This is a genomic window from Nocardiopsis alborubida (assembly GCF_012396365.1).
GTDB classification, from domain to species: domain Bacteria; phylum Actinomycetota; class Actinomycetes; order Streptosporangiales; family Streptosporangiaceae; genus Nocardiopsis; species Nocardiopsis alborubida.
Map to the genome: position 1 here is coordinate 1 of NZ_JAAXPG010000054.1, position 19,943 is coordinate 19,943.

16 protein-coding genes are annotated in these 19,943 nt (G+C 71.6%); 8 read left to right on the forward strand and 8 right to left on the reverse strand.

The features are described from left to right. The 3 genes from HGB44_RS30910 to HGB44_RS30920 form a co-directional block, all read left to right on the forward strand. Positions 1–463 (forward strand): LPXTG cell wall anchor domain-containing protein (locus HGB44_RS30910; RefSeq protein ID WP_168444225.1); only part of this gene is annotated, 463 nt, incomplete at its 5' end. 75 nt (positions 464–538) lie between these two features. Next, entirely contained in the window at positions 539–877 is a 339-nt protein-coding gene (locus tag HGB44_RS30915) for a hypothetical protein (protein ID WP_061078517.1), read from the forward strand. A 393-nt stretch (positions 878–1,270) separates the two neighbouring features. Continuing rightward, positions 1,271–3,139 carry a carbohydrate-binding module family 20 domain-containing protein gene (locus tag HGB44_RS30920; protein ID WP_061078518.1) on the forward strand — a complete coding sequence of 623 codons (1,869 nt, stop codon included), beginning with the start codon at positions 1,271–1,273 and terminating at the stop codon, positions 3,137–3,139. A 478-nt stretch (positions 3,140–3,617) separates the two neighbouring features. Here HGB44_RS30920 and HGB44_RS30925 read toward each other — a convergent pair whose 3' ends face one another. Both HGB44_RS30925 and glnA read right to left on the reverse strand, forming a co-directional pair. Next, complete coding sequence (locus HGB44_RS30925) at positions 3,618–6,791, reverse strand: bifunctional [glutamine synthetase] adenylyltransferase/[glutamine synthetase]-adenylyl-L-tyrosine phosphorylase (protein WP_061078519.1); 3,174 nt, start codon at positions 6,789–6,791, stop codon at positions 3,618–3,620. Between the two features lie 203 nt (positions 6,792–6,994). Then, a complete protein-coding gene (gene glnA / locus HGB44_RS30930) occupies positions 6,995–8,419 on the reverse strand; it encodes a type I glutamate--ammonia ligase (RefSeq protein ID WP_061078520.1) in 1,425 nt (474 codons plus the stop codon). A gap of 351 nt (positions 8,420–8,770) precedes the next feature. Here glnA and HGB44_RS30935 point away from each other — a divergent pair, with 351 nt between their 5' ends. From HGB44_RS30935 to HGB44_RS30955, 5 genes are all read left to right on the forward strand, one after another. Continuing rightward, on the forward strand, positions 8,771–9,250 hold the full coding sequence (locus tag HGB44_RS30935; protein WP_061078521.1) for an RDD family protein: 480 nt from the start codon (positions 8,771–8,773) through the stop codon (positions 9,248–9,250). A 198-nt stretch (positions 9,251–9,448) separates the two neighbouring features. Further along, positions 9,449–10,891, forward strand: coding sequence for an LCP family protein (locus HGB44_RS30940; RefSeq protein WP_061078522.1), 1,443 nt, complete (start codon positions 9,449–9,451; stop codon positions 10,889–10,891). A gap of 196 nt (positions 10,892–11,087) precedes the next feature. Beyond that, the gene (locus HGB44_RS30945; RefSeq protein ID WP_061078523.1) at positions 11,088–12,488 is read left to right on the forward strand and encodes an LCP family protein; all 1,401 of its coding nucleotides are present in this window, start codon (positions 11,088–11,090) and stop codon (positions 12,486–12,488) included. Between the two features lie 157 nt (positions 12,489–12,645). After that, a complete protein-coding gene (locus HGB44_RS30950) occupies positions 12,646–13,296 on the forward strand; it encodes a DUF2975 domain-containing protein (RefSeq protein WP_061078524.1) in 651 nt (216 codons plus the stop codon). Beyond that, entirely contained in the window at positions 13,296–13,520 is a 225-nt protein-coding gene (locus HGB44_RS30955) for a helix-turn-helix domain-containing protein (protein ID WP_061078525.1), read from the forward strand. The genes HGB44_RS30950 and HGB44_RS30955 overlap by 1 nt, the downstream gene beginning before the upstream one ends. A gap of 79 nt (positions 13,521–13,599) precedes the next feature. On the opposite strand, the gene HGB44_RS30960 is transcribed toward HGB44_RS30955, so the two are convergent. The 6 genes from HGB44_RS30960 to sucB form a co-directional block, all read right to left on the reverse strand. Next, a complete protein-coding gene (locus HGB44_RS30960) occupies positions 13,600–14,325 on the reverse strand; it encodes a DUF4191 domain-containing protein (protein ID WP_061078526.1) in 726 nt (241 codons plus the stop codon). Positions 14,326–14,540: 215 nt separating this feature from the next. Beyond that, positions 14,541–15,494 (reverse strand): lipoyl synthase, encoded by a 954-nt coding sequence (gene lipA / locus HGB44_RS30965; protein WP_061078527.1) that lies wholly within the window; start codon positions 15,492–15,494, stop codon positions 14,541–14,543. A 93-nt stretch (positions 15,495–15,587) separates the two neighbouring features. Beyond that, entirely contained in the window at positions 15,588–16,292 is a 705-nt protein-coding gene (gene lipB, locus HGB44_RS30970) for a lipoyl(octanoyl) transferase LipB (RefSeq protein ID WP_061078528.1), read from the reverse strand. 10 nt (positions 16,293–16,302) lie between these two features. Next, positions 16,303–17,229 carry a TIGR01777 family oxidoreductase gene (locus HGB44_RS30975; RefSeq protein WP_082768181.1) on the reverse strand — a complete coding sequence of 309 codons (927 nt, stop codon included), beginning with the start codon at positions 17,227–17,229 and terminating at the stop codon, positions 16,303–16,305. A 583-nt stretch (positions 17,230–17,812) separates the two neighbouring features. Further along, complete coding sequence (locus HGB44_RS30980) at positions 17,813–18,379, reverse strand: NADPH-dependent FMN reductase (protein WP_061078530.1); 567 nt, start codon at positions 18,377–18,379, stop codon at positions 17,813–17,815. 263 nt (positions 18,380–18,642) lie between these two features. Then, the coding region (gene sucB / locus HGB44_RS30985) for a 2-oxoglutarate dehydrogenase, E2 component, dihydrolipoamide succinyltransferase (RefSeq protein WP_210752408.1) at positions 18,643–19,943 on the reverse strand (1,301 nt) is incomplete at its 5' end.

The window sequence follows — 19,943 nt, forward strand, 5'->3', positions numbered from 1 at the left end:
GGTGGGCCTGTTCCTGGAGGCGGGCGAGGCCCCGCGGCCGGGGGAGGAGTTCACCCTGCGCACCACCGTCACCGACGGTCCCGTGGAGGGCGCCCTGCTGGCCCAGCACGTTCCCGGTGAGCTGGAGATCATCGAGGTCGGGGAGGAGGGCGTGGTCAGGGACGGGATCGTGAACTGGCAGGTGGCGGTGCCCGCGGGGGAGGAGGCGGTGTACACGGTGCGCGTCCGGGCGCCGGAGGCGACGGGGGAGCGCCTGGCCAGCACCGCCTGCCTGCTGCTGGAGCGCGACGCCGACCCGGCCGCGTGCGCCAGCGACTCTGTCCTGGTCGCGGAGCGGACTGTGATGTCGCGGGTCTCGGAGTACACCGATCCCGCGAGCCTGCTGCGGGCCGCGGGGGTCGCCCTGGCGGCGGGACTGGCCTGGATGCTGTGGCGGCGCAGGAGGGCGCTGTCGCACAGGTGAGGGCGCCGGTTTTGTTACGTCAGCGTGTCATGAACCCGGGGAGGGAAAACTACAGGGCGTAGTAGTGTTTCCGGCATGGACATTCTCAACTCCGCGCTCGTCTTCCTGCACATGATCGGCCTGGCCGGGATCATCGCGGGCTTCCTCATGCAGGTCATCACCGACAACCCCAAGTCGACCAAGGTCCTGCTGCACAGCTCCCTGCTCCAGCTCGTCACCGGTCTGCTGCTGGTCGGGGTGGCCGAGATGGCCGACCTCGGCGAGATGAACCACGTCAAGATCGCCGTCAAGCTGCTGGTCGCGCTGGCGGTCGTGGTCGTGGGCGTGCTCAACCTGCGCAAGCCCGCCAAGAACCTCGCGATCATCGCGGGGGTGCTCGCCATCGTCAACATCGGCGTGGCCGTCTTCTGGTAAACCCCCTCCCGGAGCGGCCCCCGCAGGCCGCGCCGGAGTTCCCGCCGGTGGCGGCACGAACCGTGCCGCCACCGGTTTTTTCTGTGTGCGTTTCAGTAATCTTGCGAAATTTTTCCCACAGGCCTTGAGGGCTTGCGCGGGCGTCGCCCCAGCTCGCGGGGGGACATCTCGTGGGGCCGTCCTGGCGGGGAAAGCGGACCGAAGCGCGTTGCGGCAGGTGGAAGCGGGAGCCGTCGCGCTGAGTGAGCGGTGTGACGCCCAGAACGGGACCCGTTCACAAGAGCGGTCCGGTCTGTTAGCTTCGTCACGCTCACGCAAACTCTTGCAATCACTGCAAGGGGACGGCGGACGGGGCAGTGCCGCCCCGCCGCGCACCTCCCCCAAGGAGCGCACATGAAGCCCACCGGACCCGGCGCCGTCGCCGGGGCGATCCTGATGGGGGTCGGCCTGCTGGCGGCCCCCGCGCAGGCCACTCCCGTCCCGGCAGCCCCAGTCCAAACAGCACCAGTCCAGGCAGCCTCAGCCCCGGCAGCACCGGTCCCGGCAGCCCCCGCCCCCGCCGAGGACGTCCGGGCCGCCGACAACGGCGAGACCATCGTCCAGCTCTTCCAGTGGAACTGGGACTCCGTCGCCACCGAGTGCGAGGAGTTCCTCGGCCCCCGCGGCTTCGGCGGGGTGCAGGTCTCCCCGCCCCAGGAGCACGTGGTCATCCCCTTCGCCGAGGGCGGCGACTACCCCTGGTGGCAGGACTACCAGCCGACCTCCTACCGCATCGACAACACCCGGCGCGGCACCGCCGAGGATTTCCAGGCCATGGTCTCCACCTGCGCCGACAACGGCGTGCGGATCTACGCCGACGCGATCATCAACCACATGACCGGCGACGGCTCGGGCACCGGCAGCGCGGGCACCGACTGGGCCAAGTACGAGTACCCCGACCTGTTCGGCGACGGCACCGCATCCCGCACCGGGGAGGACTTCAGCTCCTGCCGGGAGGAGATCAGCAACTGGAACGACAAGTGGGAGGTGCAGAACTGCGAGCTCGTCGGGCTGTCCGACCTCGACACCGGTGACCCCGAGGTGCGCGCCCAGATCCGCCGCTACCTCAACGGCCTGGTGGACATGGGCGTGGGGGGCTTCCGCGTGGACGCCTCCAAGCACGTCCCCGAGGCCCACGTCGACGCGATCTTCTCCGACCTGAACGAGGTGCCCGTCTTCGGCGGACAGCCCGACGTCTTCCACGAGGTCTACGGGGACCAGACCATCCCCTACACCGCCTACGCGCCCTACGGCCGCGTGACCGCCTTCGACTACCAGCGCGACATCTCCGACAAGTTCGCGGGCGGCGACATCTCCGGCCTGGCCCAGCTGCCGGACTACGGCGGGCTCACCGACGAGCAGGCCACCGTCTTCGTCGACAACCACGACACCCAGCGCTACCACCCGACCCTGACCTACAAGGACGGCGACCGCTACCACCTGGCCGTGGCGTACATGCTGGCCCACCCCTACGGGCGCCCCGTGGTGATGTCCAGCTACGACTTCGGCTCCAACGTCACCCAGGGCCCGCCCAGCGTCGGCGAGGTGGAGGGCAACCCGGCAGGCTGGATCACCGCGGACACCGACTGCGCCGGCGCCGAGTGGGTCTGCGAGCACCGCCACCCGACCGTCGCCGGGATGCCCGCCTTCCGCAACGCCACCGGCGACACCCCCGTCGTCCAGCGCGCCACCGACGGCTCCTCCCGGCTCGCCTTCGACCGGGGCGACCGCGGCTTCGCCGCCTTCAACGCCACCGGCGCCGCCTGGAACCTGACCGCCGACACCGGCCTGCCCGACGGCAGCTACGACAACGCCGCCGGGAGCGGGACCCTCACCGTCGCCGACGGCCGGATCAGCGCGCAGGTCCCCGCCAACGGGGCCGTCGCCCTGCACGTGGGCGGCACCTGCGACGACCCCGCCGAGTGCGAGGGCGGCGGCGACCCCGGTGAGCCGGGCGACGTCAGCGTCTCCGCCACCGTGGAGACCTGGTACGGCCAGGAGGTGTACGTGGTCGGCTCCACCCCCGGGCTGGGGTCATGGAACCCCCAGAACGGGGTGAGGCTGTCCACCGACGCGTCCACCTACCCCGTGTGGTCGGGCACCGCCCCCATCGGCGCGGACACCGAGTGGAAGCTGGTCAAGGTCGACGGCGCGGGCAACGTCGAGTGGGAGTCCGGCGCCAACCGCGTCGGCCCCGCCACCAGCGTCACCTGGCGCGACTGACCGGGACCCGTGCGCGGCGCCCCGCCCGGGGCGCCGCGCACGGCCTTCCGGGACGCGTTCGCGGAAGCCGCGAACCACTCCCACGGGCCGACCACTCCCGGCCCCGGCGCCCCCGCGTTCGGCTTCTCCCGCGCGGGGGCGCCGACCCAGGAGGGGCCCGCCTCCCGCCGGGGTCGTCCACAGGCCCGGATCGCCTCTGGCGCGGTCCGGGCCGTTCGCGGTCTCCTGGAACACGGGGGGTCCCCGGGGCCCGCCAGCCTCAGCGTGCCCGCGATCTGGCCGCAGGCGTCGCCGACGCGCACCAGAGGACTTCCCCCCGCGGTTCCCAGGTCAGAACCCTTGCGTCACACCAGCAGCGTTTCCGGCCGGTCCACGACCGGCACCTACTGGCGGACGCTCCAAGGACAAGATCACGCTGGCACAGCGCCGGAGCGGCGGACCCTCGCGGACGGCGGGCTGACGGCGGGCTGACGGTGGGCTAGTCGTCGTAGAAGACGCGCTCCATCACCGCCCGGGCCCGGCGCGTGGCGCGCAGGTAGGTCTCCGTCAGCTGTTCGGCCGGACCCTCCCGCGCGAGCTCCACGTTCTCCCCACCCGTGCTCCCCCCGTCAGCGTTCTCCCCGCCCCCGTCCTCCGCGTCCTCACCGTCCCCGCCGCCGGGGCAGCCCATCGCCCCCGCCAGCGCCGCCCGCACCCGCAGGTCCGAGGGCAGCGAGTCCCCGCCCCGGCCGCGCACCAGCATCACCATTCCCCGCACCCGCGACGCCAGCTGCCAGGCCTGGCCCAGCACCTCGCCGTCCTCCTCGTCCAGGAACCCGTGCGCCACGGCCGCATCCAGCGCCTCCAGGGTGCCGGTGGTCCGCAGGTCGGGGTACTCGTGCGCGTGGCGCAGCTGGATCAGCTGGGCCACCCACTCCACGTCCGACAGCCCGCCCCGGCCCAGCTTCGTGTGCAGCGTCGGGTCGGCGCCGCGCGGCAGCCGCTCCGCCTCCATCCGAGCCTTGAGCTTGCGGATCTCCAGTACCGCCGAGGAGTCGATCCCGCCCTCCGGGTACCGGATCGGGTCGATCAGCCTCGTGAACGCCTCCCGCAGCTGCGGATCGCCCGCGACCGGCTTGGCCCGCAGCAGCGCCTGGCTCTCCCACACCTGCGACCAGCGCCCGTAGTACGCCGCGTAGGACTCCAGCGTGCGCACCACCGGCCCGCTGCGCCCCTCCGGGCGCAGGTCGGTGTCCACCTTCAACGGCGGCTCCGCCGCGGGCATCTCCAGCAGCCGCGCCAGCTCCCGCACGACGGCCAGCGCCTGCTTGGTCGCCGCGCCCGTGTCCACGCCCGGCAGGGGGTCGTGCACGTACATCACGTCCGCGTCGCTGGCGTAGGTCAGCTCGCCGCCGCCGAAGCGGCCCATCGCCACCACGCACACCCGCGTGAGCGGCTCGTCCCCCGACGCCGCCACCACCCGGTTCTGCGCCAGCCGCAGCGCCGCCTCGACGGTCACCGCGGCGATGTCGGTCAGCGCCGCGCCCACGTCCTGGACCGAGGCGACCTCCAGCAGGTCGGCCGAGGCCGTGCGCAGCAGCTCGCGGCGGCGCAGCGCGCGCACCGCCGACACCGACTCCTCGGCCGTGTCGTACCGGCGCCGCGCCGCCTCCGCCTCCCCCGCCAGCACCTTCGGGTCGCGGCGCACCAGGTCGCCGTCGTCGTCGAACATCGCCACCGCCTCCGGGGCGCGCAGCAGCAGCTCCGTCACGTACCGGCTCGTCCCCAGCAGCCACGCCATCCGCTCGGCCACCCGCACGTCGTCGCGCAGCAGGCGCAGGTACCACGGCGTGGTGCCCAGGGCCTCGCTCACCTGCCGGAAGCCCAGCAGGCCCGCGTCGGGGTCGGGGGCGTCGGAGAACCAGCCCAGCATCACCGGCAGCAGCGTCCGCTGGATCGCCGCCCTGCGCGAGACCCCCGAGGTCAGCGACTCCAGGTGGCGCAGCGCACCGCCCGGATCGACGAACCCCAGCGCCTCCAGGCGGTCCCTGGCCTGCTCCGGCGACAGGCGCGCCTCCTCGCCCGGCAGCTTGGCCACCGCGTTGAGCAGCGGGCGGTAGAAAAGCTTCTCGTGCAGGCGCCGCACCTCCGACGACACCCGGCGGCGCGCGTCGGTCAGCTCCCGCACCGGGTCCGCGGTCATCCCCAGCGCCCGCCCCAGGCGGCGCAGCTGGTCGGGGCCCTCCTCGGCGGCCGGGTCGGGCATCAGGTGCGTGCGCCGCAGCCGGTCCAGCTGCAACAGGTGCTCCAGCCGCCGCAGGAACCGGTAGGCCTCCGCCAGCCCCGCCGCGTCGCCGCGCCCCACGTACCCGTGCCCGGACAGCGCCTCCAGCGCCTCCAGGGTGTTGCCCGACCGCAGCCGGTCGTCGGTGCGCCCGTGCACCAGCTGGAGCAGCTGGACGGAGAACTCGATGTCGCGCAGCCCGCCCGGGCCCAGCTTGAGCTCGCGCTCCGCCTCGCCCGCCGGGATGTGCGCCACCACCCGGCGGCGCATCGCCTGCACGTCCTCCACGAAGTCCTTGCGGCCCGCCGCCTCCCACACCATGGGGGAGATGACGTCCATGTAGGCCCGGCCCAGCTCCGGATCCCCGGCGATCGGGCGGGCCTTGAGCAGCGCCTGGAACTCCCAGGTCTTGGCCCAGCGCTCGTAGTAGGCGCGGTGCCCCGACAGCGGGCGCACCAGCGGCCCGTTCCTGCCCTCGGGGCGCAGCGCCGGGTCCACCTCCCACAGGGCGCCCTCGGCGTCGGTCTCGGAGGGGACGCGCATCATCGCGGTGGCCAGCCGGGTCGCCGCGCGCATCGCGGCCTGGTCGTCCACCGGCCTCCCGCAACCCCGGCCCTCGCTCCCGTCCGCGCCCGCGTTCCCGCTCGCGTCCTCGCCCTCGTCCGCGTTCCCGTCCACGACCGGCTCGGCCACGAAGACCACGTCCACGTCGCTGACGTAGTTGAGCTCGCGACCGCCGCACTTGCCCATGCCGATGACCGCCAGGCGGCACAGCGCGGCGTCCTCGGGATGCTCGGCGCGGGCCACCGCCAGCGACGCGTCCAGCAGCGACGCGGCCAGGACCGCGAGCTCCCCGGCGACCTCGTCCACCGTGCACAGCCCGGTCAGGTCGCGCCCGGCCAGGCGCAGCACCCTCCTGCGGTAGGCCACGCGCAGGACGTGCCGCAGGTCCTCCGCCGAACCGTCGCCGACCACGGCCGGATCGGCGGTCGGGGCGGGGCTGTGGGGGTCGGCGCCCACGGTGTACAACAGGCCGCGGCGCACCTCCTCCGGCTCGGGGGAGCGGGCGGCATCGGCGCCCCGCAGCTCCCGCCAGTCGCCCGGATGGCGCACCAGGTGGTCGGCCAGGGCGGTGCTCGTGCCCAGCACCCGGCACAGCCGGGCCCGCAGCTCCCGGTCCTCGCGCAGCGCGTCCAGGAACTCGGCGGGGTCGGGATCGGTCTCCAGGACCCGGATCAGTCCGAGGAGCGCCTGGTCGGGGTCGGGCGCCGCCGCGAGCGAGCCGATGACCTCGGTGTCGGCCCGGGCGTCCAGACCGGCCTCCTCCACCAGCCGCAGGGCCCGGGTGCTGTCGCTGAAACCGCGCCTGGCGAGCGCGCCTGCCGTCATGTTCGTCGTTCCGTCCCTCACCACGTGTCAACGGTAACGGTCCGGCCGGTGAGCGGGCCCGTGCCCCGAACCGGATCGGTCCCCGGCGCCCGCGACGAACCGTCCCGCGCACCCGGAACCGGGTCGGGGCCGGTACCCGAACGGATACCGGCCCCGATGGGGGGAGTGCGCGGTGCGCGACTCCCGGAGCTGCTGTCTACGGCCTAGACGTCGTAGTAGAGCTCGAACTCGCGCGGGTGCGGGCGCAGGCGCAGGGAGTCGATCTCCTCGGTGCGCTTGAAGTCCACGTAGGTCTCGATGAGGTCCTTGGTGAACACGCCGCCCTCGAGCAGGAACTCGTGGTCGGCCTCCAGGGCCTCCAGGGCCTCGTCCAGCGACGCCGGGACCGTCTTGATGGCCTGGGCCTCCGCCGGGGGCAGCTCGTAGAGGTCCTTGTCCACGGGCTCCGGCGGCTCGATCTTGTTCTTGATGCCGTCGATGCCGGCCATCAGCATGGCGGAGAAGGCCAGGTACGGGTTGGCCGACGGGTCCGGCACGCGGAACTCGATGCGCTTGGCCTTGGGGTTCGAACCGGTCAGCGGCAGGCGGATGCAGGCCGAGCGGTTGCGCTGGCTGTAGACCAGGTTGATCGGGGCCTCGTAGCCGGGCACCAGGCGGTGGAAGGAGTTCACCGTCGGGTTGGTGAAGGCCAGCAGCGCCGAGGCGTGCTTGAGCAGGCCGCCGATGTAGTAGCGGGCCGTGTCCGAGAGCTGGCCGTAGCCGGACTCGTCGAAGAACAGCGGCTCGCCGTCCTTCCACAGGCTCTGGTGGCAGTGCATGCCCGAGCCGTTGTCGCCGAAGAGCGGCTTGGGCATGAAGGTGGCCGTCTTGCCCGCCGCGTTGGCGACGTTCTTGACGATGTACTTGTACAGCTGGACGCCGTCGGCGTGCTTGAGCAGGGTGCCGAACTTGACACCGATCTCGGCCTGGCCCGCGGTGCCGACCTCGTGGTGCTGGAGCTCGACCTCGATGCCCGAGTCGATCAGGGTGCGGACCATGTCCGAGCGCAGGTCGCTGTAGTGGTCGACCGGCTCGACGGGGAAGTAGCCGCCCTTGTAACGGGGACGGTAGCCGCGGTTGCCGCCCTCGATGGCCGAGCCGGTGTTCCAGGCGCCCTCGATCGAGTCGATCTCGTAGTAGCCGGTGTTGGACCGGGTCTCGAACTTGACGTCGTCGAAGATGTAGAACTCGGCCTCGGCGCCGAAGAAGGCGGTGTCGGCGACGCCGGAGCCGCGCAGGTAGGCCTCGGCCTTGCGGGCGACGTTGCGCGGGTCGCGGCTGTAGGACTCCAGGGTCAGCGGGTCGTGGACGAAGAACGTCATGTTCAGCGTCTTGTGCTTGCGGAACGGGTCCAGCACGCCGGTGCCCAGGTCCGGCAGCAGCAGCATGTCGGACTCGTGGATGGCCTGGAAGCCGCGGATCGAGGAGCCGTCGAACATCTGGCCATCGGTGAACGTCGACTCGTCGACGTTCTCGGTCGGGAGGGTAACGTGGTTCACGCCTCCGAAAAGGTCCGTGAATCGGACGTCGAGGAACTTGACGTCCTCGTCCCGGATAAAGGCGAGCACCTCGTCGACGCTGCTGAACAAAACGAACCTCCGTGCAGGTGGCTGAGACGGTGGACCGGGGTCCGCCCCATCGCGGACACGTCGGATCGCGCGCCGTCTCCCGGCTTCGTTCTCGAAGCTAGGAGTGGGTGGTTTCCACGCCATGTCTCGATTGTTTCCTGTATGTTACGGACCTGGCTGTTGTCGCAGTCCACCGGGTCTGACCCGGTGATTCCGCCCTGTAGGGGTCGGAAAGGGACACCAGACGGCGCCGGTTGTGGTCTCCGCCACGCTCTCTGGTGTGACCTTCGCCATTTTCCCCCGCGGAGGAGCTCACCACCGCTCCGACGCCCCGGGTACGGGTCCTTCCGCAGGGTGGATACCGTGGAGGCCATGAGCGACGAGAGCCGGGGCCCCGCCACCGCGGCGGCCGGGGACGACTTCCAGTACCGGGGCAACCGGCTCGGCCTGCCCGAGAGCGGCCCGGGTTCGGTGCCCGGCGTGATGCGCCGCCTGGTGGGGCTCCTCCTGGACTGGGCGCTGTCCCTCGCACTCGCCTGGGGGGCCTACGGCGTCGGGCTGGTCGGCGCGGACGCCGCCAGTCAGGCGGAGGCGGCCCCGATGGTCAGCAACACCGCCCTGGTCGTCTTCGCGGTCATGAACATCCTCCTGCTCACGCTCTTCGGCACCACCGTCGGCCGCCGCCTGGTCGGCGTCGGCATCACCGCCACCGGTGAGCGCTCCTGGCCCTGGTTCGTGTCCATGACGGTGCGCACCCTCCTGCTGTGCCTGGTCATCCCCGCCGTCATCTACGACCGCGACACCCGCGGGCTGCACGACCGGGCCGCCGGGACGATCGCCACCCGCTACTGAGGCCTCACGGGGGGTTCTCAGCGACGGGGGAACCCGGTGCACGGGTGGGCGCGGCCTCTCCGAGCTGCTGTTAACATCCGTTCATTACTTGGCCCGGGAACGGACCGAAATCCTGCGCGCTCACCCCTCGTCCCCCCCACGGGGCTGCTGTCCCCTGCGCGGGAACTCCCACGCACGCCGCCGCACCCAAAGGTTCGCATGGCTGGAAAACGCTCCGCCCCCCGCTCCGCACCACCTGCTCTGGACGCCGTGCGCATGTCCCCGGGGCAGTGGGTCGCCTGCGTGGCCACCGCCCTGGCCATCATCGCCAGCCTCGGCGGCTACGGCTGGTACCAGGGCATCGTCGGCAACATCACCACCGCGCAGGTGGACACCGACGCCTGGGACCGGCCCACCAGCGTCGAGGGCGTGATGAACCTGCTCATCATCGGCTCCGACGTCCGGTCGGGGGAGAACGCCAACTACGGCGAGGCCGAGGGCGAGCGCCCCGACACCATGCTCATCGCCAGCATCAACGTGGACAACGGCGCGGCCACGCTGGTCAACCTGCCCCGCGACCTGGTCGTGGACCTGCCCGGCTGCGACGCCGTGGAGGGCTACGAGGGGATGAGTCCGCACAGCGGCATGATCAACTCGGCGATGACCTTCGGCGGCGTGGGCTGCCAGTGGCAGACCGTCGAGGAGGTCACCGACGTGCACCTGGACCACTTCGTCATGATGGACTTCACCGGGTTCAAGGACATGGTGGACGCCATCGGCGGCGTGGAGATGTGCATCCCCGCGCCCATCGACGACCCCAAGGCGCACCTGACGCTGGACGCCGGGACGCAGACCCTCAGCGGTGAGGAGTCGCTGGGCTACGTGCGCTCCCGCTACGGCCAGGGCGACGGCAGCGACCTGTCCAGGATCGACCGCCAGCAGGAGTTCATGGGCGCCATGCTGCGCCAGGTGCTCAGCAGCGAGGTCATGACCAGCCCGGTGACCATCACCAACTTCCTCAGCGCCGTCACCGACTCGGTGACCACCGACGAGGAGCTGACCGTCGAGACGATGACCGACATCGCCATCTCCATGCGCGAGGTCGACCTGGAGCGCATCCAGTTCGTCACCGTGCCCAACGGCCAGCACCCCGCCGACCCCAACCGGCTGGCCATGAGCCAGCCCGCCGCCTCCGAGCTGTTCGCGGCGATCAACTCCGGCGCCTACCTGGAGGACGAGGAGCCGGCGGAGGAAGGGGAGGAGTCGGAGGAGGACTCCGGAGGCGCCGCCCCCGCTCCCGCCGACATCTCCGTGCAGGTCCTCAACAACACCGGTGTCACCGGCCTGGCGAACGAGGTCCAGGGCGTCCTGCTGGGGGAGGGGTACGACGTCACCGGCATCGGCGAACCCGAGGTGCGCTTCCCCGAGCTGACCACCGTCTACTACGCTCCGGGTGAGGCGGCCGCCGCCGAACTGCTGGCGGGTTCGCTGGAGAACGCGGTCACCGAGGAGGTCGCCGACCTCCCGCAGACCCTGGAACTGGTCATCGGCCAGGACTGGAACGGCTTCGCCGACGGAGAAGGCTCGTCCGGGCCCGAGGTCTCCATCACCGAGGACCTGGGCGGCACCACCGCGGCGGGGGCGCAGGAGAGCGCCTGCTGAGGGCCGGTGACCGGGATCCGGTCGCCGGTTTCGATCTGACACGGTACGTGCCCGTCCGGTACCATCCGGCCGTTACGTCCGTGTCGTCGCTCGCGAAGTGCGCCGTCCCTCCGGCGACCGGACCAGCCCTTGTCCCATACCGAATCGCAGGTGCCCTTTGGCTCCCAGAAACGCGTCCTCAGCCCTGGCGGGGAAGATGAGTCTCGGCCAGTGGGTGGCGTGCGGGACGACCGGCCTGCTCATCGCGGCCAGTCTCACCGTGTACGCGGGCTACCGCGACGTCCTCAGCATCGACACCGAGGAAGTCAACACCGACGCATGGGGCGACCGTCCCGCCCAGGCGGAGGGCATCCACAACATCCTGCTGCTCGCCACCGACGAGCGCGCGGGTGAGGACGCCGAGTACAACGTGGCCAACGGGGTCCGCCCCGACGTACTCGTCGTGGTGAGCATCGACGTGGACAACGGCGGGGTGACCATGGTCAACATGCCCCGCGACCTGCTGGTGCCGATGCCCGACTGCCCGGCCAACGGCGAGGACCCCGGGGTGGCGGCGGGCACGGTGGACCAGCTCAACCACGCCATGACCTACGGCGGGCTGGACTGCCAGGGCAACACGGTGGAGACGATCACCGACATCCACCTCGACCACATGGTGATGGTCGACTTCGCGGGCTTCCAGGACATCGTGCAGTCCATCGGCGGCGTGGAGATGTGCGTCCCCGAGCCCATCGACGACCCCAAGGCGCACCTGACGCTGGACGCCGGGATGCAGACCCTCAACGGCGAGCAGGCGCTGGGCCTGGCCCGCTCCCGGGCCAGCACGGAGCAGGGCAGCGACCTCAACCGGATCGAGAACCAGCAGCGGATGATGGGCGCCATCCTGCGCAAGGTCACCAGCGGCGAGATCATGTCCAGCCCCGCCACGCTCTACGACTTCATGGGCTCGGTCACCGACAGCCTGGTGACCGACGACGGGTTCACCGTGGACCAGATGACGGAGCTGGCCATCGCGATGCGCGAGGTCGACCTGGGGCGGATGCGGATGGTCACCGCCCCGGTCCTCGAAGCCCCGAGCAACGCGAACAAGCTGGTGCTCAACGAGGGCCCCGCCCAGGAGCTGTTCTCCGCGGTCGCCTCCGGTGAGGCCCTGCCCGAGGAGGAGGGCGGCGACGGCGGCGGCGAGGGGTCGGAGGAGGCCGAGGAGACCGCCGTCGAACCCGCGGACGTGTCCGTGCGGGTGCTCAACGGCACGGGCATCACCGGCCTGGCGAGCCAGGTCGGGACGCTGCTCACCGAGCAGGGGTTCAACGTCACCGGTGAGGGCGACCCGGTCGAGCGGGTCCCCGAGGCCACCACGATCTACCACGGCCCCGACCAGCTCGCGCAGGCCGAGGAACTGGCCTCGGCGCTCAGCGTCGCCCGGCTGGAGGAGGTCCCCGGCTTCGGCGAGGAGCTGGAGCTGGTGATGATCGCCCAGGACTGGGACGGCCTGGCCACGAGCGGCGGGGGCTCCGGCGGCGAGGGGGGCGAGGGCGACGCCCTGGCCGGCCTGGACGCCAGCACGGCCGCCGAGGACGAGGTCAGCTGCGAGTAACCCTCAAGGACGCTCCCAGGGCCCCGCGGTCACCGCACGGTGACCGCGGGGCCCTTTTCCGTGCGGTGCGCCCGTGCCTCCACGGCGGGGGCGGAGGTGACGGATCCGGGTTTATCGTTTATCGTTACTATCGAAAAGCGATAAGAGAAAGGCCGTCATGTCCCTTCGCAAGGCCCTGGTCTGGTCCAGGGCGGACTCCGCCCTGCTTCGGTTCGTACTCGTCGTCTTCCTGGGCTTCCAGGTGGTGCACGGGCTCTTCCTGGCCGTCTGGGGCGCCGGGTTCGCCTCCGCTGACACCAGTGCCGGGCTCAACGAGCTCACCTGGTGGCTGCCCGCCGACGTGCCCGCGCCTGCGGTGGACGTCGCCGCGCGCGGCGACGTCACCGTGGAGGGGGCCGGGCGCATGGTGATCACCTTCCACGACCCCTCCGCGGCCGAGCGCCTGCTGCTGGTGGCCCCCGCCCTGCTCACCACCCTGGCCATCGGTCTGGTCACCTACCTGCTGCTGCGCATGGCCCTGACCGCGGACAGGGGGGACCTGTTCACCACCGCCAACGTCCGCCGCATGTACGCCATCGCCCTGACGGTGGTCATCGCCCCCATGGTGGTCCTCCTCGCCGAGACCGTCGCCGGTGCCGAGCTGGAGCGCCGCACGGTGGAGTCGGACGCCCCCGTCCTCTTCGCCCTCACCTTCGGGCTGCAGGGCGGGGTCGTGCCGCTGGTCCTGGTCGGGCTCCTCCTCGCCGCCCTCGCCGAGGTCTTCCGCCGGGGCACCCGGCTCCGCGAGGACGTCGAGGGGCTCGTCTGATGCCGCCCGAGGAGGCCACCGGCGTCCGCGTCCACCTGGACAAGCTCCTGGCCGAGCGCGGTATGACCCTCACCCAGCTGGCCGAGCGGGTCGGCGTCACCGTCGTCAACCTGTCGGTGCTCAAGAACGGCCGGGCCCGGGCGATCCGCTTCTCCACCCTGGCCGCCCTGTGCCGCGAACTCCGCTGCCAGCCCGGCGACCTGATCAGCTACGACCCCGAGTGATCCGGTCCCGGGCAACGCGAGGGGGCCGCCGCACCGCGTGGTGCGACGGCCCCCTCGTCCGGCCGCGTGCCCGGTCGGGTCAGCCGCCCATCTGGCCGCGCATGCCCCTGGGCATCTTGGCGTTCTTGGGCATCGGCCCCTTGGGCATCTGCATCTTGGCGGGCAGCGCCTTGAGCCGGTAGTTGAGCTCGGCGGTCCCGGCCTTGTCCAGGTTGCGGGGCAGCCTGACCAGCGTGCGCTGGAGCTTGGAGACCGGCACCTGGTCCTCGCCGTTGCCCACCTTGAAGTCGTAGATGGGCGTGTCGTAGGCGACGCGGGCCACGCGCTTCTTCTCACCGGCGATCAGCGGCTTGAGGCGGCCGGGGTCGCCCTCGCCGACCAGGATCACGCCGGGGCGCCCCACCACGCGGTGCACGACGTCCATCTGCTTGTTGGCCGCCACACCCGGCTCGACCACCCAGTTGCCGCGCATGTTGTCCAGGATCGCCATGCCCGCGCCCAGGCGTCCGTCCAGCATCTTGTACTGCACGCGCTGCGCGGAGCGGGTGAAGATGATGAAGCCCACCAGGAAGGCGACCGGCAGACCGGTCAGCGGCCACAGGATCCACGACCCGGTCCAGATGCCGATGCCGATGAACACCGCGAGGATGACCAACGCCGCCGTGACCGCGAGCGGGATGCTGCGCGGGCTCTGCTGGTGGACGACCTTGGCGACCATGCCGATCTGCTTGAGACGGCCCGGCTGCTTCTCGGCGCCGTCCTTGCCTTGGGCCGTGTTCTGTGAACCCTTGGGCTTTTTCGCCATCGTGCTCTCAGGCAGCTCACGCCGACGCCGGATCGGCGGGGAAGGAGATCCCTGGGCTGCCTTGCCTCCTCTTCGCGGTCGTCCTGGGTGCGGCGCCTCGCGGCGCCACCGACGGGCGCCTGCCCTCATCAGGATATGTGCGGGTGCCCTCAGGTGAGGAACGGTGGCCAGCGGGCCACCGTTCCAGCTTGGTCACGACTCGTACGGAAAATCCGTTACGCCTTGTTCGCCAGGGCGGCGTTCTCGGCGTCCCGCTTCTCCCGGGCCTGCTTGTACAGGCGGCCCGCCCGGTAGGAGGAGCGCACCAGCGGCCCGGACATGACACCGGCGAAGCCGATCTCCTCGGCCTCCCGGCCCAGCTCCACGAACTCCTCCGGCTTGACCCACCGGTCGATCGGGTGGTGCAGCTTGGAGGGGCGCAGGTACTGGGTGATGGTCAGCAGGTCGCACCCGGCCTCGTGCAGGTCGCGCATCGCCTCGCTGATCTCCTCACGGGTCTCGCCCATGCCCAGGATCAGGTTCGACTTGGTGACCAGGTTGTCCGCGCGCGCCTCGGTGATGACCTTGAGGGAGCGCTCGTAGCGGAAGCCCGGACGGATGCGCTTGAAGATCCGCGGCACCGTCTCGACGTTGTGCGCCAGCACCTCCGGACGCGAGCCGAACACCTCGGCCAGCTGGTCGGGGTCGGCGTTGAAGTCGGGGATGAGCAGCTCCACGCCCGTGCCCGGGTTGAGCTCGTGGATCTTGCGGACGGTCTCGGCGTACAGCCAGGCGCCGCCGTCCTCCAGGTCGTCACGGGCCACACCGGTGATGGTGGCGTAGCGCAGGTCCATGGTCTTCACGGAGTTGGCGACCTTGGTCGGCTCCATGCGGTCCAGGGCGCTGGGCTTGCCGGTGGCGATGTTGCAGAAGTCGCAGCGCCGCGTGCACTGGTCGCCGCCGATGAGGAAGGTGGCCTCGCGGTCCTCCCAGCACTCGTAGATGTTGGGGCACCCGGCCTCCTGGCAGACCGTGTGCAGGCCCTCGCTCTTGACCAGGGAGAGGAGCTCGGTGTACTCGGGCCCCATGTGCGCCTTGATCTTGATCCACGGCGGCTTCTTCTCGATGGGGGTCTCGCTGTTGCGCGCCTCCACGCGCAGCAGCCTGCGGCCCTCAGGAGCGATGGTCAACGTGAACCCGTTCCCTTCTGTGCCCCGTGCCGGGGACCCTTCCCCTCGTGGGGGCTCGGCGTCCCCGCGGGGACTGGCTCATGGTGTGGTGTGTCATCCGCGCGCGGCGGCGCCGGAGAGCAGGTCCGCGCCGTCGGTGTGGCGGTACTCCCGCGTGCCGAGGAGGTCCGCCAGGTGGCGTTCCATCCGGGGCCGCGCGTCGGCCACGGACACGTCGCACCCCAGTTCGGCGGAGAGCGAGGTGACCCCGGCGTCGGTGATCCCACACGGGATGATCCGGTCGTACCACGACATGTCATTGTTGCAGTTCAACGCGAGCCCGTGCATCCCGACCCCGCGGGCGATCCGGCAGCCGATGGCGGCCACCTTGCGTTCGATGAGGCCGCGCTCGGGGTCGGCCTCCAGCCACACCCCGGTGCGTCCCTCCACCCGGGTGCCGGTCAGGCCGTACTCCGCGACGGTGCGGATGATGGCCTCCTCCAGCATCCGGACGTAGGCGATCACGTCGATGGGGTCCGGCAGCCGGACGATGGGGTACACCGTCAGCTGGCCGGGGCCGTGCCAGGTGATCTTGCCGCCCCGGTCGATGTCCACCACGGGCGCCCCGGGGTCGGTGATGGGACGATCCCACCTCCCGGTGCGCTTTCCCGCGGTGTACACGGGCTCGTGTTCCAGCAACAGGACGGTGTCGGGCACCTCATCGGCGACGCGGCGCTCGTGGAGCCGCTTCTGGAGATCCCAGCCCTGGTGGTAAGGGACGGGAGTGTCGCCCAGCCATGCGTAAACGAGATCACTCACACATCCAACCTTACGCCCCGGTGGACGGCGCGGGTCTGCCCAGGATGTCGGATAGCGCACGGTCCACGGTGGGCAGCGCGAAGGAATAACCGGCCTTGGTGAGGCGTTCGGGCTCGGCCCTGAGGTCGATCAGCGCGGTCTCCTCGGCGAAGTCCCCCAGCACCGCGCGCATCGCCACCGCCGGGACCGCCAGGGCGGTGGGGCGCCGCAGGACGCGGCCCAGCGCCCTGGTGAACTCGGCGTTGGTCACCGGCTCGGGCGCGCACATGTTCACCGGGCCGGTGACCTCGGGGTGCTCCAGCAGGAAGCGCACGGCACCGATCTGGTCGCGCATGGCGATCCAGCTCATGTACTGGCGCCCCGACCCCAGGCGTCCGCCCAGCCCCGTCCGGTACAGCGGCAGCAGCGTGCCCAGCATGCCGCCCGAGCGGTCGAGCACCACCGAGGTGCGCATGTGCGCCACCGACAGGCCCGCCTCCTCGGCCGGGGCGGTGGCCTCCTCCCAGTCCCGGCAGACCCCGGCCAGGAAGCCGGTGCCCGGCGGGGAGCCCTCGGTGGCCGCCTCGCCGCCGGTGTCGCCGTAGAAGTGCATCCCCGACGCGCTCAGCAGGCGCGGGGGCGGCGAGGACATCCCCGCCAGGGCCTGGCACAGGGTGCGGGTGCCGCGCACGCGGCTGCGCCGGATGAGGGTGCGCCGGTGCCGCGTCCACAGGGCCGGGCCGACCGGTGCTCCGGCCAGGTGCACCACGGCGTCGGCCTCGTGCAGGGCCACGGTGTCCACCCGGCCCTGTTCGGGGCGCCACTCCGCCTCCTCCACGTCCGGGTGGTGCCGCCCCCGCGGCAGGTGGCGCACCATGCGCACCACCGTGTGCCCGTCGCCGAGCAGGGACGCCTCCAGCGCCCTGCCGATGAGTCCCGTCGCCCCCGTGATAGCCACTCGCATGGTCCTGGGTCTACCCGAAGGAGGGCGATACTCGCGCGGGAAGACACACCAAAGGGACGACCGAGGACACCCGCCCGGTTTTTCTTCGGCTTTTTCCTCGAAAGAGCTGCGCGAGGGGCCCTCGGTCTTCTACTTTGAACGTGGGACAGGAACTCCGCGTCAGTGCGGAGCTACTGTGGGCGACGCGCTGTCGGGCTGACTGCCGCGTCCCCGACCACAGACCTTTGATGATGGGGATCATCAGGGGATGGTGATTGGTGGGGTAGAAAACGGGGCGGCGCCGAGAGGCGCCGCCCCGTCCACGTGTGCCGTCACTTCGGGCCCGGTTCCCCGGTGCTCCCGGGTTCCGTTGCCCCGTCAGCCCAGCCGCCGGGGGTTGGTTCGGGCGCCCACGGGCCCTGGAGGTGGCGGAGGCGGGTTCCCTCGGGAGAGCCGCGCCGCAGGCGTCCGTCGAGGGTGGCGGCGGGCGACGGTGCGGGCGCGAGCGAACCCGTTGGAGGCACCGCTGCGCCTTCTCCCACCCGATTCCGGTGCTCGGGGCGTCCGAACACGGGGCGGAGCCCCGGAGCGAGCACCGCTAACCGGGGTAGGGGCGCCGCTCCCGGGCCTCGCGCAGGGCCAGCGCCCACCACGCCAGCTGGCGCAGCATCCGCTCCACGGCGGCCTCAGCGGACGACATGTCCACCACAGGGGCCCCGTCCGGACCGAACATCGTCTGCGCGTTGTGCAGGCTGACCGTGTCGCGGATCGTGGCGGTGTGCAGCTCCGAGAAGACCGACCGCAGCTGCTCGATCGCCCGCAGGCCGCCGGACATCCCGCCGTAGGAGACGAAGCCGACCGCCTTGCCGAACCACTCCCGGCGCGCGGCGTCGATGGCGCTCTTCAGCTCGCCCGGGTAGCCGTGGTTGTACTCCGGGGTCAGCACGACGTACCCGTCGGCCGCCTCCACCGTGTGGGCCGGCTCCGGGGCCATCGGGCCGCCGTGGCCGTCCTGGGGGCTGATGTCCTCCACGTCGAGGAAGTCGAACGCCACGGAGGGGTCCGGGTACTTCCCGGCCCGGTCCACGAACCAGCGGGAGACGGCGGGTCCGGTGCGGCCCCGGCGGTTTCCGCCGAGGATGACCGCGATCCGAAGGTTGTCCATGTGGGTCCTTGCTTCTCTGTGCCGTCTCGGCCCACACACACGGGCGGGCACGTCGGGCGGGCACGCGCGGACCGGCTCGGCCCTGGTGGCCGGAGCCGCGCGGCGCACCGTCGGTTCTTCGGGAACAGGCCAACGCTAGGACCTCAACAGGTCTTGAGGTCAAATCGGACAGCAGATTCCCCAATAAAGGACGCGCCGGGCCGGGTGCCGTCGTGCGGCACCCGGCCCGGCGGGTGGTGCGGGAGGGCCTTCGCGGCCCGGACCTACAGGCCCAGGTCGTCCTCGAAGGCACCCTCCTCCAGACGCGCCTTCACGCTCTGGAGGAAGCGCCCGGCGTCGGCGCTGTCGATCAGGCGGTGGTCGTGGGCCAGCGACAGGTACACCATCGAGCGGACCGCGATCACCTCGTCGCCCATGGCGGTGTCCTCGACCACGACGGGGCGCTTGACGACCGCGCCGGTGCCCAGGATGGCCACCTGCGGCTGGTTGATGATCGGCGTGCCGAACAGCGCGCCGGTGCAGCCGGTCTCGGCGATGGTGAACGTGCCGCCGCCCAGCTCGTCCGGGCCCAGCTGGCCTGTGTGGGCGCGCTCGGTGAGGTCCTTGAGCCTGCGCGCCAGCTCACCCAGGCCCAGCTTGCCCGCGTCCTTGACCACGGGGGCCAGCAGACCGCGCTCGGTGTCCACCGAGACGCCGAGGTTCTCCACGTCGTGGTAGGTCACCTCCTGCTTGTCGCTGTCGACCACCGCGTTGAGCTTGGGGTGGGAGCGCAGGGCCTCCACCGCGGCCAGCGCGAAGAACGGGAAGAAGTCCAGCCGCACGTCCTCGCGCTCGGCGAAGCGCTCGGCGGAGTGCTCGCGCAGGCGGGCGATCTTGGTGACGTCCACCTCGATGACCTGCGTGGTCGTGGCCGAGACGTGGAGCGACTCCACCATCCGGTCCGCGATGGACAGGCGCAGGCGGGTGAGCTTCTCGGTGCGGCCGCGCAGGGAGGTGTCGGTGGCCTCCTTGCGCGGGGCCGAGGAGGGCGCGGGGGCGGCGGCGCGGGCGGCGTCGGCCTTCTGCTCCTCGGCGGCCTTGAGCACGTCCTGCTTGCGGACGCGGCCGCCCACACCGGTGCCCTTGACCCGGCTGAGGTTCACGCCGTGCTCGGAGGCGAGCTTGCGCACCAGCGGGGTCACGTACGCCTCGGTCCCGGCGTCGGTGCCCGAGGCGCGGCCGGTGCCGCTGAGGGTGCCGATGTCCACGGACGGGCTCTCGCGGTCCCGGTCCCTGTCCGCGGCGGGCGCGGACCCGGCCTTCGGCTCCGGGGCGGGCTCGGCGGGCTTCGTCTCGGCCTCGGGCTCGGCGGGCTTCGACTCCGCCTTGGGTGCGGCCTTGGGCTCGGCCTCGGCCGGGGCGGCGCCCTCGGAGACGGCCGGGGGCTCGTCCCCGGTGCCGCCGATGACGGCGATCTCCGCGCCGATCTCCACGGTCTCGTCCTCGTCGACGAGGATCTTGGTGAGTACGCCCGCGACGGGTGACGGAATCTCGGTGTCCACCTTGTCGGTGGAGACCTCAAGGA

Excerpts from the sequence above, each read along its gene's own strand:
- HGB44_RS30925 (WP_061078519.1), bottom strand. The coding sequence starts at position 6,791 with ATGACGGCAGGCGCGCTCGCCAGGCGCGGTTTCAGCGACAGCACCCGG.
- HGB44_RS30945 (WP_061078523.1), top strand. The coding sequence starts at position 11,088 with ATGAGTCTCGGCCAGTGGGTGGCGTGCGGGACGACCGGCCTGCTCATC.
- HGB44_RS30980 (WP_061078530.1), bottom strand. The coding sequence starts at position 18,379 with ATGGACAACCTTCGGATCGCGGTCATCCTCGGCGGAAACCGCCGGGGC.
- HGB44_RS30915 (WP_061078517.1), top strand. The coding sequence starts at position 539 with ATGGACATTCTCAACTCCGCGCTCGTCTTCCTGCACATGATCGGCCTG.
- HGB44_RS30935 (WP_061078521.1), top strand. The coding sequence starts at position 8,771 with ATGAGCGACGAGAGCCGGGGCCCCGCCACCGCGGCGGCCGGGGACGAC.
- HGB44_RS30920 (WP_061078518.1), top strand. The coding sequence starts at position 1,271 with ATGAAGCCCACCGGACCCGGCGCCGTCGCCGGGGCGATCCTGATGGGG.
- HGB44_RS30955 (WP_061078525.1), top strand. The coding sequence starts at position 13,296 with ATGCCGCCCGAGGAGGCCACCGGCGTCCGCGTCCACCTGGACAAGCTC.
- HGB44_RS30960 (WP_061078526.1), bottom strand. The coding sequence starts at position 14,325 with ATGGCGAAAAAGCCCAAGGGTTCACAGAACACGGCCCAAGGCAAGGAC.
- HGB44_RS30940 (WP_061078522.1), top strand. The coding sequence starts at position 9,449 with ATGGCTGGAAAACGCTCCGCCCCCCGCTCCGCACCACCTGCTCTGGAC.
- HGB44_RS30950 (WP_061078524.1), top strand. The coding sequence starts at position 12,646 with ATGTCCCTTCGCAAGGCCCTGGTCTGGTCCAGGGCGGACTCCGCCCTG.